At 65.3% G+C, this 17,805-nt stretch carries 14 protein-coding genes; 7 read left to right on the top strand and 7 right to left on the bottom strand.

All coding sequences use genetic code 11. From position 1 onward, the window contains the following. On the top strand, positions 1–885 hold an 885-nt coding region (locus H926_RS0113360), incomplete at its 5' end, for a carboxylesterase family protein (RefSeq protein ID WP_022676759.1). Continuing rightward, a complete protein-coding gene (locus H926_RS27490; RefSeq protein WP_022676758.1) occupies positions 882–1,673 on the top strand; it encodes a GDSL-type esterase/lipase family protein in 792 nt (263 codons plus the stop codon). The genes H926_RS0113360 and H926_RS27490, both read left to right, overlap by 4 nt. Here the strand turns inward: H926_RS27490 and H926_RS0113350 are convergent. Continuing rightward, positions 1,666–2,742 carry a putative zinc-binding metallopeptidase gene (locus H926_RS0113350; protein WP_022676757.1) on the bottom strand — a complete coding sequence of 359 codons (1,077 nt, stop codon included), beginning with the start codon at positions 2,740–2,742 and terminating at the stop codon, positions 1,666–1,668. The genes H926_RS27490 and H926_RS0113350 overlap by 8 nt on opposite strands. Before the next feature lie 146 nt (positions 2,743–2,888). On the opposite strand from H926_RS0113350, the gene H926_RS0113345 reads away from it, so the two are divergent. Further along, positions 2,889–3,149 (top strand): hypothetical protein, encoded by a 261-nt coding sequence (locus H926_RS0113345; protein WP_028657974.1) that lies wholly within the window; start codon positions 2,889–2,891, stop codon positions 3,147–3,149. Positions 3,150–3,662: 513 nt separating this feature from the next. Here H926_RS0113345 and H926_RS27485 read toward each other — a convergent pair. The 4 genes from H926_RS27485 to H926_RS0113325 all read right to left on the bottom strand — a co-directional run bounded on the left by H926_RS27485 (position 3,663) and on the right by H926_RS0113325 (position 8,726). Continuing rightward, the gene (locus H926_RS27485) at positions 3,663–4,364 is read right to left on the bottom strand and encodes a hypothetical protein (RefSeq protein ID WP_148291742.1); all 702 of its coding nucleotides are present in this window, start codon (positions 4,362–4,364) and stop codon (positions 3,663–3,665) included. Positions 4,365–4,439: 75 nt separating this feature from the next. Further along, entirely contained in the window at positions 4,440–6,692 is a 2,253-nt protein-coding gene (locus H926_RS0113335) for a CHASE2 domain-containing protein (RefSeq protein WP_022676754.1), read from the bottom strand. After that, complete coding sequence (locus tag H926_RS0113330) at positions 6,689–8,059, bottom strand: FecR domain-containing protein (protein WP_231627582.1); 1,371 nt, start codon at positions 8,057–8,059, stop codon at positions 6,689–6,691. The genes H926_RS0113335 and H926_RS0113330 overlap by 4 nt, the downstream gene beginning before the upstream one ends. Beyond that, complete coding sequence (locus H926_RS0113325) at positions 8,040–8,726, bottom strand: response regulator transcription factor (RefSeq protein WP_022676752.1); 687 nt, start codon at positions 8,724–8,726, stop codon at positions 8,040–8,042. Before H926_RS0113325 ends, H926_RS0113330 begins: the two co-directional genes overlap by 20 nt. A gap of 237 nt (positions 8,727–8,963) precedes the next feature. Here H926_RS0113325 and H926_RS0113320 point away from each other — a divergent pair, with 237 nt between their 5' ends. Then, positions 8,964–10,442, top strand: coding sequence for a PAS domain-containing sensor histidine kinase (locus H926_RS0113320; protein WP_022676751.1), 1,479 nt, complete (start codon positions 8,964–8,966; stop codon positions 10,440–10,442). Between the two features lie 18 nt (positions 10,443–10,460). On the opposite strand, the gene H926_RS0113315 is transcribed toward H926_RS0113320, so the two are convergent. Next, positions 10,461–10,739, bottom strand: a complete 279-nt coding sequence (locus tag H926_RS0113315; protein WP_022676750.1) for a hypothetical protein — start codon at positions 10,737–10,739, stop codon at positions 10,461–10,463. A 204-nt stretch (positions 10,740–10,943) separates the two neighbouring features. Then, positions 10,944–11,633, bottom strand: a complete 690-nt coding sequence (locus H926_RS27480; RefSeq protein WP_022676749.1) for a TetR/AcrR family transcriptional regulator — start codon at positions 11,631–11,633, stop codon at positions 10,944–10,946. 107 nt (positions 11,634–11,740) lie between these two features. Between H926_RS27480 and H926_RS0113305 the strand changes: the two genes are divergently transcribed. From H926_RS0113305 to H926_RS0113295, 3 genes are read left to right on the top strand one after another with little or no spacing between them, the layout of a single operon-like run. After that, the gene (locus H926_RS0113305; protein ID WP_043609506.1) at positions 11,741–12,967 is read left to right on the top strand and encodes an efflux RND transporter periplasmic adaptor subunit; all 1,227 of its coding nucleotides are present in this window, start codon (positions 11,741–11,743) and stop codon (positions 12,965–12,967) included. Positions 12,968–12,973: 6 nt separating this feature from the next. Continuing rightward, positions 12,974–16,144 carry an efflux RND transporter permease subunit gene (locus H926_RS0113300; RefSeq protein ID WP_022676747.1) on the top strand — a complete coding sequence of 1,057 codons (3,171 nt, stop codon included), beginning with the start codon at positions 12,974–12,976 and terminating at the stop codon, positions 16,142–16,144. A 5-nt stretch (positions 16,145–16,149) separates the two neighbouring features. After that, on the top strand, positions 16,150–17,583 hold the full coding sequence (locus tag H926_RS0113295; protein ID WP_028657970.1) for an efflux transporter outer membrane subunit: 1,434 nt from the start codon (positions 16,150–16,152) through the stop codon (positions 17,581–17,583). Positions 17,584–17,805 lie beyond the last annotated feature (222 nt).

Here is a 17,805-nt window from a genome sequence, read left to right as displayed (position 1 = left end):
GGCGGCGATCCCACTCGGATCATGATCTTTGGCGAAAGCGCCGGCGCCGAAGACGTGGGCTATCTCCTTGCCAGCCCGCAAACGCCCGGCCTGTTCCAGGCCGCCGCCTTGCAAAGCGGCACCCCTGGCTTTGGCCTGCCGCCGCGCCCGTTGGCCGAGGCGCTGCGCCTGGGTGACCAGCTCGACGCCCAACTGGGCACTGATGGCAGCGCCGCGCCGCTGCGCGCGGCATCGCCGCATGCCCTGCTCGATGCAGACAAGGCGCTGCACGACAGCGCGCTGGAAAGCGACGATTTCATGTGGCTGCGCGCCACGGTGGATGGCGCCGTGCTTCCTGCCGCACCCGAAGCGCTGCTGGCCAGCGCCCCACCGCGCCCGGTGATCCTGGGTTCCAATCGCGCGGAATTTGGCCTGCCCGGTGGCCGCCCGCATCGCGATGCCAACGTGGCCATGGCCTTTGGCCCCAATGAAGCGCAGGCGCGCGCGTTCTATCGGCTGGATCAACCCGATCCGCCCGAAGACCCACGCCTGGGCAGCCGCGATTTGCAGATCGCTACCGACATTCTGTTCCGCTGCCCCACCGGGCGCATGGCCGATCTCCTGGCAGCGCATGGCTGGCCGGTGTGGCGGTACGAATTCGATATCGGGCCAGGTGGCGCGCGCAGCTTCCACGGCGCGGACATCGGCTATATCCACAATGCCACGCCGCTGGCCGATGGCAGCACGCTGCAAGCCCACTGGATCGCGCTGGCGCAACACGGCGCGCCACTCGCGGGATGGCCAGCCTATGCGCCAAAGCGCAGCCACCTCGTGATCACCGCGCAAGAAACCAGCACCGGCCAGGCGCTGGCGGATACCCCCTGCCGTTGGAGCCGCTATCTGTGACCATTCCCGCCAATCGTCGCCGCTTTCTGGGCCTGATCGCCTCTGCGCCATTGGGTGTCGCCGGCGCCAGTACCGCCGCCCGCGCGGCCCAGCCCGTGCTGATGCCTGGCGCCCCGCCAGCGCCCACCCCTGCACCCGTCACGCTGACCGAGGACGAGCGCCGCCGACTGACCGACTTTCCTTGGCTGGCCCGCTATGCTGAAGACAATGCACGCATCACCGCCGCCGCCACGCCGGTAAAGCTGGTCTTCATGGGCGACAGCATCACGCAGGGCTGGCCTGACAAGCACCCCGCCTTCTTTGCGGCAGAGGGCCGCGTCTGCCGGGGGATCAGCGGCCAGACCACGCCACAGATGGTGCTGCGCATGATGGCCGACGTGATCGCGCTCAAGCCCCGCGCGGTGCACATCATGGCCGGTACGAACGACATTGCCGGCAACACCGGCCCAATGACCCTGCAGCAGACGCAGGACAACCTCGCGGCCATGGCCACCCTTGCCCAGGCCAGCGGCATTGCCGTGCTGCTGGCCTCGGTGCCACCGGCTGCACGGTATTACTGGCGCCCGGGCCTGGATACGGTGACCCCGATTACAGCAATCAACCAGTGGCTGGCCAGCTATGCCGCCACGCACGGGCACACCTTTGTCGATTACCACGGCGCGATGCAGGATGGCGCGGGCGGCATGCGGCCGGGCCTCGCCTATGACGGCGTGCATCCGACCGACGCCGGCTATGCCGTGATGGAGCAGGTGCTCTCGCCCATCCTGGCAGCGAAAGGCTTTAGCTGACCCGCGCGGCTGCCACGGTTTGCTGGATGAAAGACAGCTTGGCGATGATCGCGTCAGACAAGTGGAAGGGATAGAGGTCGGCCTGGCCCATCGCCCGGTTCACCGCGTTCATCGCAAAGGACACCGGCGCCATTTCCGCGGCCAGGGCCGCGGCATCGGCGCGATAGGGATCGAACTCCACGGCCACCTGGCCATCACCATCAAGCCCGCCAAACGCCGTTAGCGACAGATCAAAACCGCGCGCGGTGGCCAGCACATCGACAATGTGCAGGTAGTGGGCAAAGGTTTCGGCAAAATCCTCCCACGGGTGGCTGGTGGCATAGGCGCTGACGAAGTCCTCGGTCCACGGCTGCGCGCCACCACCGTAGTGCGCGGCGAGCGCGGCAGCGTAATCGGCGCGTTCGTCTCCGAACAGGGCGCGGCAGGCCTCCAGTGTCGCAGGATCGGTCGCGACCAGACGTGACCAGAAATGGTGCCCCACCTCGTGCCGGAAATGGCCGAGCAAGGTGCGATAAGGCTCTCCCATGTCGAGGCGGACCTGCTCGCGATGGGCATCGTCGGCCTCGGCCACGTTCAACGTGATCAGGCCCTCGTCGTGGCCGGTGATGATCTTTGGGGCACTGCCCGCAGCGCCAGGCTCGCCATAGAGGAAATCGAAAGCCAGGCCCTGCCGTTCCGGCGTTTCCTCTGCCTTGGTCTCCAGCGGCAGGCCAAGGCGGATCAGCGTGTGGAACAGGCGGCGCTTGGCCTCTTCCACCTTGGCCCACAGCGGCGGCACGGCGGGATCGGCCAGATCGGGAATGGTGCGGTTGTGCCGGCAGGCACGGCACATGCCGCCCGGCGCATCGCGCGTGGTCAGCCAGTTGCAGATGCCGAAATCGTTGTTGTTGGCGCAGACCACCAGATCGGCCGAAGTCTCGGTGCGATCCTTCCACGTGGTGCCCTCTTCCGCCAGATAGCGAAAGCGGTCGATGGCAGGGTCATAACCCAGCGTTGCGGTGCAGGCAGGGCAGACCCGCACTTCGAAGTGATTCAGGCGCAGGCATTGAGGGCAGGCAAACGGGCGCATCGTTGGCTCCGGGCTTGGCGGGGAGTGACAGGCGGCTTGCCTTGCCAGCACTACGCCGCGTACCTGCCCTGGTTCCAAGGGCCCGCCGATCTTGCCGGCGCAGCGCGGTTGCGATGGCGCGTAGCTTTGGGCACAAGGCCGCCGCGATGAAGAAGAAACGCCGCTATCTCACTGCCACGATGCCCGATGGCTACGTCAAGACGATCGGCCCGACCACCGACAGCTTTACCCATTACTGGCGGATCGTGGCGGAGCTGGAAAACGGCAAGACCGAGGTATTCTGGGGGCACACCCGATCCTTGGCAGAGGCGCGCCGCAAGGAGTCCCCGGCGCGCGAGGCAGCACGCATGCGCGGCTGGAAAAGCCACAGGTTCGAGATTGCCGAATTGGTGGAAACACCGGCCTGAACGGCCACGCTGGCGCAGCGCTCATCCAAACTGCTCCTGATCGGATGATGTTCGCGGCCAAATCATCCGAAATTGACATTCCTTTACAAGCGCGAGCTTGGTCGATGTGCGATGGCAATCGGAGGGGATGGATCGGGGTATCGGTAGTGTCTACAAGCATGCACAGCACGGATTGGCACAGCACAGGTTGGGCACACGCCAGCGCGGATGACGCCCTGGCGTCTCGCGCAAAGGCACCCAATGGCCGCAAGCTGGCTTATATCGTTTCGCTTAATACGGCGCTGTGGGGTGCTATGTTCGTGGCAGCCTGGCTTGTTGTCCACGGTTGACACAACGCGCTAAGCACTGGCTGTGGCGAGCCCTGGGGATCAAGGCGCTGAATTGCCCAATGGCGGTTGTGACGCCCGAGGCAGCGGGCCAAGCCTACACCTGTGCCGCGCCACCGCGACCCAACCCGACTTACGAAATCTGCTAAGGGTAGTTTGCGGGCAAGTCGACATTGACGACGGGTGTCTATCGCGGAGTCATGGCGCGGATGATATAATCCGATAGATTGCGCTGTGCCGGAGCAAGCCTGACCGCCAGCACGGTGGCGTTGTTGTCAGTGTCCATCCACACCAGCCCGCGAATGGGATCGGCCGATGGACGTAGACGTGTCATGGTGCCAAGGCCTTCGCGATGGGCGGGGGTTTCGAACGTCACATAATCCCGGTTAAACCGCTGGATGCTATCATACGGATAGGGGCCGAAAGGGAACTGACTGCGCGGCGCGATGCCCTCAGCCATGACGGATTCCACGAAAGCCTTGCGCTCGGGAAACACGCGGGCCGCGATGCGCGCTGCCTCGAACCGGCCAGAGGTATCGCCCAGCGAGATGCTGACCTGGATGGCGGGCCCGATCAGTTTGGCCGAAAATGGATCGGCGCCCAGCCCCGAGGGCGAAAGCATCAGCACGGAACCGTTGGAGCCATAGAGTTCAAAGCAGCGCCAGCCGCGCGGCGCCAGAACGCCGCCGGTGGTATTGCTGGCATACCAGGCCAGCCGTGGTGCCAGTTGCGCCGGCACTTTAGGGGCATGGTCATCATTCCTTGGTGCCGCCAGCGGGCCGGTTTGCCCGTCTGACCGGCACCCCACGAAGGGCACGGGCAAGTCTTTAGCGCAGGCTGACGTGCTTGCAGCCGCAATCGCCATCGCCAGCATGATCGTCAACCGCATGCACGCCTCCCCTTTGTGGGAACTGGCCCTAAGGCGACCAACGCTAACACCAGGCATGGGCCAAGGTCCAGGCGATCAATCCTTGATCGGCAGCGCCAGCGTGAACGTGGTGCCCTTGCCCGGCTCGGTCTCGCACGAAATCACACCGTGGTGGCGCACCATCACGGTGTGTACGAAGCTGAGGCCAAGACCCGCGCCGCTGGTCTTGGGCCCCAGCCCCACCGGGCCACGGGCAAATCGTTCGAACATGCGCGCGCGCAGGTCTTCGTCCATGCCGCAGCCCTGATCGGCGATCGTGCACAGACCCCAGGCGCTGCCATCGGCACGGACCTGGCGCGTCAGCGTGCAGGTGATGGTGGTGCCATCGGGACTGTATTTGATGGCATTGCCGATAACGTTGCCCAGCGCGCGCGTCAGCAGGGATCGCTCCCCCATCACCAGCATCTGCTCCTCGCCATGGGTAACGATCTCGATCGCCTTGGCGCGCGATTGCGGCCAGAGATCATCGATCGCGTCGATCAGCATGTCACCCAACTCGACCTCTTCCAGCGTATACTCAAGGTATTCCGCGCGGGCGAGTTGCACGAAACCATCGGCCAGGCGCAGTGTGCGCTCGGCATAGTGGCGGATGGCACTGGCTTCTACCGGAGCGATGCGATCGGCCGGCGCGGTTTCCAGCACCGCCAGGATGGAGGCCTGGGGCGAGCGCATGTCGTGTGTCAGGAGTTGCACCACGTCGTCACGCTGGCGCTGCGCGGCCTTGGACTCGCTGATGTCGACAAACCGGATGATCCAGCCGGCACGCTGGCCATCGGCCTGCGTCTGCGGGGCCATGCCCACCAGGTAGAAATGCGCCTGATCGCGCTGTACTTCGTGTGTCGCAGGCTCTTCCGCTTCCGGCGGGAATGGCACCGGGTTGCCGCTACCAACCAGGCGCACCGCCGATAGCAGGGCCTGGGCCTGGGTAGCGCCGGGAATAATGGTATGCCCAAAGGTGGTGAACAGGCGATGGGCGGCGGCGTTGGCCATCACGATGCGGCCGGGCAGATCGGCCACCAGGGTGGCGTCGGGCAACTGGTCCAGGCGATCGGCCACGAAGTGCTGCATCTCGCGGTTGCGGGCGATGGCCGCATGCAACAGCGCGATCGTGCCGGCGACACCGTGCTTGACCGACCCCACCAAGGCCACGCGGGGCAGTATCGATGGCTCTTGCTCAAGCCGCAACAACTGCACGCGCATGAACTGCTCGATCACGGCAAGCTGTCGCCAGCCCCACAGGGGATAGGCGACGGCAAGCCCGGCGAGTGCCGCCCCGGGCGGCAACCACAAGCGCCACACCAAGAGGCACAGCGCCGCGATCGCGACCACCACGCCAGCGCAAAGAGCAAAGACCACCATGGCCGGCATCCGTCGCCATGGGCCCAAACCGATCATCAGCACCAGAAGTGGCATCAGCCCCAGGCCAAGCCGCGCAGGCATGCCGGCCGGGCGGATCATCGTGCGGCTGATCAGGCCATTCACCAGATTGGCTTCGATCTCCAGGCCAGACATGACACTGCCGGTGGGTGTGGGATAGCGGCTGCCGAGCCCCGTGGCAGTGGCGCCGACCAGAACCACCCGATCCCGCAGCAGTTCGGGCGGTACTTGCCCGGCCAGCACGGCCGCAGCCGAAACACCCGGCCAGTGTCCGCCGCCAGCACCGAACGGGATCAGGCGCGCGCCCACCGACATCGCAGGATGATCAGCGGGCGTTGCCGGGCTGGTGGCAGCCAAGGCGGCCAGGGCCATGAGGTGCTGCACAGGCCCGGCAGCAACCGTAGCGGACCGCACCACACCATCGGCGTCAGGATCGATCGTGGCATAGCCGATGCCGCTTGCGGCCTGACGCACGGGCGCGATCGGCAGCACAGGCGTCGCGGCCACACCGGAAAGACCGGGCGCGGGCGGCACCATCGGCAGGAAGATCGGCCGGGCTGCGGCGATCGAGCCGGCCAGCAGTGCATCGACGGCCGGATCGCCCGGTTCGGTAAACAGCACGTCATAGGCAATCGCGCGCGGCTGCCCTGCCTTGATCCGGTCGATCAGCGCGGCATGGATGCCCCGGTTCCAGGGCCAGCGCCCCAGCCGCGCAATGCTGTCATCGTCGATTTCAACCATCAGCACCGACTGCCCCGGCGCCGGCGCGCCCAGTTGCAGCAGGCGATCGTAGAATGCGTTGTCGAGCCGCAGCATCGTGCGGTCGGCGGTCAGCACGATGACCAGCACGCTTGCCACCAGCAGGATCAGCCACCACTGCGTGCGCAGTTTCAGCTGATGGCCCAGGCTCACCAGGATGCCTCGATCCGCACGTCCTGATAATCGGTCCAGCGCGAAACGGTGTGGCCGTCGATCACCTCGTCCATCAACACGCGCCAGCGATAGCCGCCCGGTGCCAGGGCCAGACCAACCAGGGCATGGCTGGAAAGACCGGCTCGGTCGATCGTCGGACGGTCTTCGCGGCCTGGCTTGGCCAACTGGAAGCGGAAGGTGGCGCGGCTTTCATGCGCCGGGTCCCAGTGGAACACATACTGGCGCACCGGGCCATTCCAGCTTTCTTCCACCGACAGGCGCAGGCTGTTTTCCAGCCGCCGCTCGAATTCGGCGAGCGCCGGCTTGCCTTCCAGCCCATGGCCATCGATCGCGGTAGCGCGGACGAAATAGCGTCCATCGGGCAGACCCGCCAATTGCGCCGAAGATCCGGCCACGACGGTTTCATCCAGCACTTTGAGGAACTGGGCATCGGCCGCCAGTTGCAGGTGATAGGCCCGCGCGCCCGGCAAGGCCTGCCAGGAAAAGCGCAGATCCGCTCCGGTTTGCGGGGCTGCCGCATCAGCCAGCAGCGGCGGCGGCAACAGCGCGATCGGCTCATCCAGATCGCTCGCGGAACCAAAGCCGGCAGGCAGCACCTGCGCGCTGCGCCCCTGGGGATCGAACCCGACCTTACCTTCCAGCACCTCGCTCGTCGCACGGTGCGCATCGGCGTCGTAGCTCATGCGGAAACGGGTGCCGCGCACCGAGGTGACGGCGCCGGGCGTGGCGAACTGAAACGTGCTGGCCGGATCGGTCATCGGCGTGACAGCGGCGCTCGCCCGGCCCCGCTCGATCGCGAACAGGCGCTCCACATGCCGATCCAGCACCACCTTGCGCAGGCGGCGCACCCGCACGGCCGATTGCGATGGCAGCGCGATGCTCGTGTCATCGGGCAGCGTGACGGTGACAAACGAGCGCTGCCCGGTTTCGAGCAGCATGCCCTCGGTCACCGGCATGCCATTGGCCGCCGGCCGGCCATCGATGCGCACCGCGCCGCGCCAGCTCAACACAGTGCCGCGCACCGCTTCCTGCTTGAGCAGCACGCGCGGTATCAACAGGGTCTTGCCAATGGGCAGGCGCAGCGGATCGGCTACACGGTTGAGCTGTTGGACGGAGCGATAGGTTTCGGGCCGAATCAGATAATCGCTGGCGAGGCGGAACAGGTTGTCACCCGGCCGCACGAGGTAGCGCACCATGTCATCCGGGGCGGGCGTCAACGACGCATTGTCGGGCGCCGATGCCGCGTGCGTGGCGCAAGGCGCCAGGAACGCCGCCAGCGACAGCGACTGCGCAAGGGCGAGCGCAAGGCGTGGCCGGGCCACGGCGTCAGGCAGCCAGCGCTTCAAGGCGATATCCATAGGCATAGATCGGCACCAGCTTGAAGCCATTGCCGGGCCGCAGGTTGAGCTTGGTGCGGATATTGGAGATATGCGCATCGAGCGTGCGCGTGGGCAGATCGGGATTGCGGCCCCACAGCGCCTCGAAGATATAGGCGCGCGACAAGGCGCGGTGCATGTTGCGGAAGAGCAGGAGCGCCAGCGCAAATTCCTTGGCCGTGAGGGCAACCGGCTGCCCCTCCAGTTCCACCGTATCGGCGCGCGTGTCGAACTTGTAGGGGCCGAACTGTTCGACCATGGGGCTGGTCGAAGGATAGGCGCGGCGCACCAGGGCGTTGACCCGCGCCTTGAGCACGGCCGGCGCCACCGGCTTGATCACGTAATCGTCTGCGCCGGCAGAAAGCCCGGCCACGATGTCTTCCTCGGCCGAGCGGCTGGTGAGCATGAGTGCGGGCGGCGGCACTTCCAGGTTGCCGCGTGTCCATTCGATGATGGCAAGCCCGGTCATGCCGGGCACGTTCCAATCGAGAATCAGCAGATCGTAGGTGGTCCGATGCAGGGCGCGCGTCAGCACCTGCCCGTCGCCGAACACCTCGCAACTATGCCCCGCCTCGGCCAGGGTCATTTCCACCAACCCGGCCAAGGCCACGTCATCTTCCAAAATCGCTATGCGCACGGCGGCCCTTCTGCGCCCGCAATTCCCGGGCGACCAACCGCCTCCTTAGCAATGCCTGCGCGCAAAGCGAGATAGCGCAAAATCCCTTTGCAATGTTTTACAGCATGCCCGAAAGCTGAAGTCGGCAGACAAAGGCGATCTGGTGTTTTATCGCCCGGAATGACATCTGCCAAAACCGTCTGCACAGCGGCAGATTCATCGCTGCGGGACCGCCGTGCACAATGTTGAGGAAACGGCATGGATCGCCCGCACACGCCAACTGACGCAGCCTTTGAACCGATCGACGAGATCACTATCGTCGATGGCCGTCTGGGCGGGCTGATCGGCGCTGCACCCAATGCCTATGTGCTGTTCCAACCCGATCTGACGATCGCGGGTTGCAACGACGCTTATGTCGCGGCCGTGGGGCGCCCGCGCAAAACCTTCGTCGGCCTGCCCTTGTTCGAGGCTTTTCCGGCCGATCCGGACAGCGAAAGCTACCGCCTGCTGCGCAAGTCGCTCCATCGCGTGCAGCGCGCCCATGAAACCGATCACATTGCCTTCATCCCTTATGCGGTGGGCGATCCGGGGACAGTGCCGACAATGCGCTATTGGAGCGCGACGCACGTACCGATCATGAGCGCGGACGGCAGGTTGCGCTATATCCTGCAGCACACCGCCGACATCACTGCGCTGCTGACCCAAACCGCAGATACGGGCAGGGCAGCCATCCTCGAGGCAGGCATCCTGATGCGCGCCAACAAGGTGCAGGCCGAAATCGAGCGGATGCGCGATCTGTTCGATCAATCGCCAGGCTTCATCGCCATCCTGCGCGGGCCGGACCACGTGTTCGAAATCGCCAACGCGGCCTACAACCAGTTGGTCGGGCATCGACCGCTGTTGGGCCTCCCGCTGCGCGAGGCCTTGCCCGAAGTGGTGGAACAGGGGTTTGTCGACCTGGTGGACGGTGTTTACCGCACCGGGCAGCCCTATATCGGGCGCAGCGCGCTCGTCTCGCTGCAACTGGCGCCGGGCCTTCCGCCGGAAGAACGCTATCTCGATTTCGCCTATCAGCCGCTGCGCGATGCCGCCGGCGCTGTGCACGGGGTTTTCGTGCAGGGCGTGGACGTGACCGAGCAGCAGCGCGCCGAACAGCGCATGGCCACAATCATGCGGGAAAGCGTGCACCGCATCAAGAACACGCTGGCCATGGCCCAGGCGGTGGTTTCCGCCACGCTGCGCGATGCGCATGACATGGTCACCGCACGCCGTGATATCCTGGCCCGGCTGAGCGTGCTGTCGGTAACGCAGCCGGCACTGATCGAAGGGCACTTGGCGCCGGCCGACGTGGCACTCACGGTGATGGCGGTGATGAAGCTGCATGTCGATCTGTTCGGCCGCATCACCATGGAGGGCCCCAGCGCCGAAATCGCGCCCGCTGCCGCACAGGGGCTGGCCCTGATCCTGCACGAGTTGGCGACCAACGCGATCAAGTATGGCGCGCTGTCATGCGACAGCGGCAATCTGTCTCTCACCTGGCAAACCATCCCGGCGGAAAACCGGGTCGAACTGTTGTGGCATGAAAGCGGCGGCCCAGCCGTGCGCCAGCCAGACCGCAAGGGCTTTGGCACCACCCTGATCGAACGCGCCCTGCCCCGCACCGGTGGCAACCGCGTGGACCTGTACTTTGCGCCGGCCGGCGTGCAGTGCCGGATCAGCCTGGCCCTGCGCGCCTGACGCAGCGGATGCGCCCGTCTATCTGACGCGGAACGCCACCAGGCGGGTGGCAAAGGGCGCCAGCACTGGATTGGCAAGGTCAGCGGTGGCATCGGGTTGGCTGGTCAGCAGCACGCGCGTGGGGCCGAGCGGCACGTCCTTGAGTTCCGCTGCGGTCAGATCGGCCATGCCGATCTCTTCCCCGTAATACATCAGCGCGGTTCCGCCGGCGGTCAGCGTCATCGCCGCCGTCAGCCGCGCGATCGCATCATCGTGCACCCCATCGCCAAAGGCGGCGCGCCGCGACGGCAGGGACAAAGGCCAGCGCGCACATCGCCGTTCCCGCTGCCAGCGTGGTGGCAAAAGCCCGGAGATGGTGATGCAACGATATCATGCGCGCGGTCTCCGCCAAAGCAACGACAGGAACGTGCCAGCGCCGGATCTTGCCGATTGCACAGCGCTCGCCATGAAACACAGCGTGGCACGGCGCAGCAGGCTATGCAATCGGTTGCAATGCTCTGATCAGGCGAGCTCGGTATTCATTACCACGCTTGGCCGGCAGGCCACGCCGGCCATGGCAGCCGGCGTCTGGTCTGCGCCGCGCAGCGCAAGGATTTGTGCCCGGAAAGAGGCAAAGGCCATCTCTGCCATGCGCCGCGCCTCGGCCTCGCCCCGGATGAGATCGTGCTGCATCAGGCCTAGCGACAGCATCAGCAGCATGTCGGCCATGCAACCGCGAGCCGATGCCACGTCATCGCCAGGCAACAGCACTTCGATCGCGCGGAGCAGGCCGGCATGCACGGTGTTGTGACAGCGCTTGAAGATTTCGGCCACTTTTGGATTACGGGCAGACTCGGCGACGATTTCCGCGATCAGCACGTTGGGACAATCGGGATCGGGGATCAGGAAATCGTGCAACCATTGCCACACGGCCGATTCGTCACGCAGGGCAACGCCCAGCACGATATCGCCACGTTCCAGGAATTCGCCGGCGTCAGACGCCACGATCTCGGCGATGATCGCCTCCTTGGACGCGAAATCGCGATAGAGCTGACCTACGGCCACGCCCGATTCCTTGGCAATCTGGGCAACGCCAGTTGAATGAAAACCATTTTCTATAAATAGCTTACGCGCAGCAGCAATGATCTTTTCCCGCCGCTGCGCCGCCTTGCCCCCCGCCCTGAGGCACGCTTGCGCCTGATCCGTAGTCATAGCCTCTCTCTACCCAAAATTTCCTGCTTGACCACTGGCCCCCCGGCGCAGTAGCGCAAATTTGTGAGTGATCGTTCACTCTCATACACTGATCGGCAGGATTTTGCATGACATTTTTGCGACGCGTCACCCCGGCGCTGGCTTTGGCCCTTGCGGCATGCGGATCGCAACCCCCAGGCGCGGGTGGTCCCGGCGGGCCAGGCGGCGGCGCTGCGCCTGCCGTTTCGGTGGTGGCGGTGCAGGAACAGCCCCTGCCGATCACGGCCGAATTTCCGGGCCGGACGGTGGCCTACGAAACCTCGGACGTGCGGCCCCAGGTCAACGGCCTGATCCAGTCGCGCCTGTTCACCGAGGGTGATTTCGTGCGCGCCGGCCAGCCGCTTTATCGCATCGATCCCGCGCCCTATCAGGCCCAGGTGATGAGCGCGCGGGCAGCGCTGGCCAAGGCCCGCGCCGCGATCGCCTCGACCCAGGCCCAGGCGAGCCGCTATGGCGAACTGGTCAAGATCAACGCCATCGCCCGCCAGGACTATGACAACGCGGTGAGCACCGCCGGACAGGCCCGGGCCGATGTGGCGGCACAGGAAGCTGCCCTGCGGACCGCGCAGATCGACCTCGCGCGCACGACCATCACCGCGCCGATCAGCGGGCGCATCGGCCGCTCGCTCACCACCACGGGCGGGCTGGTTTCGGCCGCACAGGCCACCGCGCTCACCACGATCCAGCGCATCGATCCGGTCTATGTGGATATTCCCCAATCCAGCGCCGACCTGCTCAAGCTGCGCCGCCAGATCATGGACGGCAAGCTGACCAAGGACGGCAAGGCCAAGGTCCAGTTGATCCTGGAAGATGGCAGCACCTATCCGCTGCAAGGCGACCTCCTGTTCACCGACGTGACCGTGGACCAGGCGACCGGTTCGCAGGTGCTGCGCGCCGTGTTCCCCAATCCGCGCAGCCTGCTGCTGCCGGGCATGTTCGTTCGCGCCCGCCTGGTGCAGGGCACGGTGCAGAATGCCATGCTGGTGCCACAACAGGCGTTGACCCGCGATGAACATGGTAATGCCGTGGTCATGGTGGTTGGCGCGCAGAACAAGGTGGAAGCGCGCCCGGTGCAGACCGGCGGCACGCAGGGTGACAAGTGGATCGTTACCGGCGGGCTGCGCAGCGGCGACAAGGTGATCGTGGAAGGTGGCATGATGCTGCAGCCGGGGATGCCGGTGAATCCGCAGGCCTGGAACCCCAACGCCCCGGCCGGCACAGCACCCGGCCAGGCACAGGGCCAACCTGCCGGACAGGCAAAGGGCCAGCCCTCCGGCCAGGCACAGGGAAAGTAATCCCGCATGTCACGCTTTTTCATCGACCGACCCATCTTCGCATGGGTCATCGCGATCGTGCTGATGCTGGCCGGCGTTCTGGCTATCCGCACGCTGCCGATCTCGCAGTTTCCGGCAATTGCCCCACCGGCGGTGTCGATCACCGCCACCTATCCCGGGGCTGACGCCGAAACCCTGGAGAAGACCACCACCCAGATCATCGAACAGCAGATGAAGGGGCTGGATCACCTACGGTATTTCTCGTCCTCGTCCTCCGCTGCGGGCACGGTGACGATCACTCTCACGTTCGAGCAGGGCACCAACCCTGATATCGCCCAGGTGCAGGTGCAGAACAAGCTGCAGGCGGCCACCCCGCTCCTGCCGCAGGAAGTGCAGCAGCAGGGCCTGCAAGTCGCCAAGGCGACGCAGAACTTCCTGATGTTCGTTGGCCTGTATTCGGAGAGCGGCAAGCGTTCCGGCGCGGACTTGGCCGACACCCTCGTTTCCAAGCTGCAGGATCCCCTGTCGCGCGTTTCGGGCGTGGGTGACACGCAGATTTTCGGGTCGCAATACGCGATGCGCGTCTGGCTCGATCCGCTCAAGCTGAACCAGTACGCCCTGTCGGTCGCCGATGTCACGGCCGCGCTGAAAGCGCAGAACGCCCAGGTTTCGGCCGGCCAGATCGGCGCCCTGCCCGCACCGGGCACGCAGATGCTCAACGCGACCGTGGCGGTGCAATCACGCCTGTCCACGCCAGAGGAATTCTCCAAGATCCGCCTCAAGATCGGCAGCGACGGCGCCGTGGTTCGCCTGGGCGACGTTGCCCGCGTCGAGGTTGGCGCGGAAAACTACGGCTTTGAATCCAAGTGGAATGGCAAGCCTGCCGCTGGTCTTGGGATCAAGCTGGCGCCTGGCGCCAACGCGCTGGACACCGTTGACGCCATCAAGGCCCGCGTGAACGAGCTTTCCACGCAGTTCCCGTCTGACATCAAGGTCATCTATCCCTACGATACCACGCCGTTCGTCCGCCTTTCGGTGGAGCAGGTCGTGCACACCCTGGTCGAGGCCGTGGTGCTGGTATTCCTCGTGATGTTCCTGTTCCTGCAGAACTGGCGCGCCACGCTGATCCCCACGATCGCCGTTCCGGTCGTTCTGCTGGGCACCTTTGCCGTCATGGCGGCAGCGGGCTATTCGATCAACACGCTCACGCTGTTCGGGATGGTCCTGGCCATCGGCCTCTTGGTCGACGACGCGATCGTGGTGGTCGAAAACGTCGAGCGCCTGATCGTGACCGAGCACCTCAGTCCGATCGACGCCGCGCGCAAATCGATGAACGAGATTTCCGGCGCGCTGATCGGCATCGCCATGGTGCTGGCGGCCGTGTTCCTGCCGATGGCGTTCTTCGGCGGATCGACCGGGGTGATCTATCGCCAGTTCTCGATCACGATCGTGTCGGCCATGGCGCTTTCCGTGCTCGTCGCCTTGGTGCTGACGCCCGCGCTGTGCGCCGCCATTCTCAAGCCGCACAAGCCCAATGAGCAGGAAAGCAATGGGCCGCTGGCCCGTTTCTTCCGCTGGTTCAACGAAAAATTCGATGCCGGCCAAGAACGCTATGAACGCAGCGTGCGCTCCACCGCGCGCAACTGGAAACGTTCGATGGTGGTCTATGCCCTGATCGTGGGCGGGTTGGCGCTGTTGTTCGTGCGGCTGCCCGGCGGGTTCCTTCCCGATGAAGACCAGGGCATGGTCATCGCTCTGGTCCAAGGCCCAGCCGGCTCTACCGCCGCGCGCACGGAAAAGGGCCTCACCGTGATCCGTGACCACTTCACCAAGCAGGAAAGCGCCAACATTGCCGGCGTGTTCACGGTGAACGGTTTCAGTTTCGCGGGATCGGGCCAGAACAGCGGCCTGGCGTTCGTGCCGCTCAAGCCGTGGAGCGAACGCTCTGGCAAGGCCAACGCGGCGCAGTCGATCGCCGGGCGCGCCATGGGCGCGTTTGCCGCCTATCGCGACGGGCTGATCTTCGCGATCACCCCGCCCGCCGTGCAGGAACTGGGCAATGCCACCGGGTTCGACCTGCAGTTGGTGGACCAGGCCGGACTGGGGCATGCCCGGCTGCTGCAAATTCGCAACATGATGTTGGGCATGGCCATGCAGGACAAGAGCATGGTCGGCGTACGCCCCAACTCGCTCGACGATGCGCCGCAGCTCAAGGTGACGGTGGACCAGGAAAAGGCGGGTGCGCTCGGCCTTGATCTGTCCACGATCAACAGCACGATCGCCACGGCGTGGGGCGGCAGCTACGTCAACGACTTCGTCGATCGTGGCCGTGTAAAGCGGGTCTACGTCCAGGCCGATGCGCCCTATCGCATGGCGCCCGAAGACATGGACAAGCTGTTCGTGCGATCCAGCAACGGCAGCATGACGCCCTTCAGCGCCTTTTCCACGATCTCGTGGGAAAAGGGGCCGGTGCAGCTCACCCGCTACAACGGCCTGCCCTCGATGGAAATTCTCGGCGCACCGGCACCGGGCGTCGCCACCGGAAGCGCCATGGCCGCGATGGAGGCGATCCACGCCAAGCTGCCCCCCGGCACCGCGCTGGAATGGACCGGTCTTTCCTATGAAGAACGGCTTTCGGGTGGGCAGGCGCCGGCGCTTTATGGCCTGTCGCTGCTGATCGTGTTCCTGTGCCTTGCCGCGCTGTATGAAAGCTGGTCGGTTCCGCTGTCCGTCATCATGGTTGTGCCGCTGGGCGTGATCGGCGCGGTGCTGGCAGCCACGCTGACGGGGCTCAACAACGATATCTACCTTCAGGTGGGCCTGATCACCACCATCGGGGTGTCGGCCAAGAACGCGATCCTGATCGTGGAATTTGCCGAAGAGCGCATGCGCGACGGCATGGGCGCGTTCGACGCGGCGATCAGTGCCGCCCGGCTGCGCCTGCGACCGATCCTGATGACCAGCCTTGCCTTCATCTTCGGCGTGCTGCCCCTGGCAGTGGCGACCGGGGCTGGTGCTGGCGGCCAGAATGCCATCGGTCGTGCCGTCGTGGGCGGCATGCTCTCCGCAACGGTGCTGGCGATCTTCCTTGTGCCGATGTTCTTCGTGGTGGTCTTCAACCTCTTCACGCGGCGCAAGCAGGCCGATCAAACCCATACCCAAGACGACGAGGGCGCGTCCGCGCCCCAGGGAGTCTGACTGTCGTGACCAAATCCCAAACCGTGCTCGCGGCCGTGCTGCCTGCCCTGCTCTTGTCGGGCTGCAACCTGGCGCCGCGCTATGCCCGGCCGGCGCCAGCCGTGCCGCCGGCCCTGCCCCAGGGCCAAGGCGTCTATCCGGCGGCTGACGCTGCCCAGACGCAAGACCTGGCCCGGATCGGCTGGCGCGAATTCTTTCGCGACGATCGCCTGCGCCAGGTGATAGAGCTGGGCCTGGCCAACAACCAGGACCTGCGCCTGGCCGTGGCCAATGTGCAGGCGGCGCGCGCGCAATATCGCTCGCAACGCGCCAACCTGTTCCCGGCGATCAGCGCCAGCGGATCGGGCACTTATACTAACACCGCGTCCTTTGCCGCCAGCGCTGGTGGCGCGGCCAGCTCGGGCCCGGCCGACATCCAGTATTTCACTGGCAACGTCGGGCTGTCTTCGTTCGAGATCGACCTATTCGGACGCCTGCGCAACCTTTCCAAGGCGGCGCAGGAGCAGTACCTGGCCAGCGAGGAAGGGCGGCGCGCCACGCGCGTCACCCTGATCGGTGAAATCGCCGCGGCCTGGCTCACGCTGGGCGCGGATCGCGATCAGCTGGCCACGTCCGAACGCACGCTCAAGGCCTACGCGCAAAGCCTGGATCTGACCAAGGCGCAGTTCCGTATCGGCGTGACCTCTGCCCTGGAAATGCAGCAGGCGGAAACCAGCTATCAATCGGCGCGCAATGACATTGCCGTGCTGCAAACCCAGGTGGCGCAGGATCTCAACGCGCTACAGCTGCTGACCGGTGCGCCTGTGCCCACCGAATTGCAACCGCAGGGGCTGGGAACCGAACCGGCAACGATCGATGCTCTTCCGGGCAATCTTGGTTCCGACGTGCTGCTGCGCCGGCCCGACGTGCTCCAGGCCGAGCATCAGCTGATCGCGCAGAACGCCAATATCGGCGCGGCGCGGGCCGCGTTCTTCCCGCGCATCTCGCTCACCGCCACGATCGGCACGATCAGTTCGACGTTGAGCAACCTGTTCTCGTCGGGAACGGGAACCTACACCGTCTCGCCCTCAGCCAGCCTGCCGCTGTTCAATTTCGGGCAGAACCAGGCCAATCTCGATTATGCCAAGGCATCACGCGATGCGGCGGTGGCGACCTATCAGAAAACCATCCAGACCGCATTCCGCGAGGTTTCCGATGCGCTGGCCCAGCGCGGCACGATCGACGAACAGATGGCGGCGCAAACCGCCCGGGTTCAGGCCGCCCAGCAGGCGGCGATGCTGTCTGACGCGCGGTTCCGCGCCGGGGTGGAATCGTTCCTCACCGCCCTTGATTCGCAGCGTAGCGCCTATGCCGCGCAGCAGCAGTTGGTGACCACGCGCCTGGCCCGGGCCAACAACCTGGTGACGCTCTATCGCACCTTGGGAGGCGGCCTCGATTGAATCGCTTGCCAAAGCGCCAGACCAGAATAGTATCTGTTGCATAACATATATGCGGAAGAGGTCTGGCGATGAACGAAGGCATGCGTGACGGCGTAACCGATGCGGGCGATGAAAGCCTGATCATCCTCGAATCGCTGCTGTGTCTGATGCGGGAAAAGAATCTGCTGAGCCGCAGCGATATCGAACTGCTGTGCGAAAAGGTGGAGCGTCGTGCCACCGGCA

It is taken from the genome of Novosphingobium sp. B-7 (genome assembly GCF_000410615.1).
GTDB lineage: Bacteria > Pseudomonadota > Alphaproteobacteria > Sphingomonadales > Sphingomonadaceae > Novosphingobium > Novosphingobium capsulatum.
Note: the sequence above shows the minus strand (reverse complement) of the source record. Positions and strands in the feature narration are given on the sequence as shown.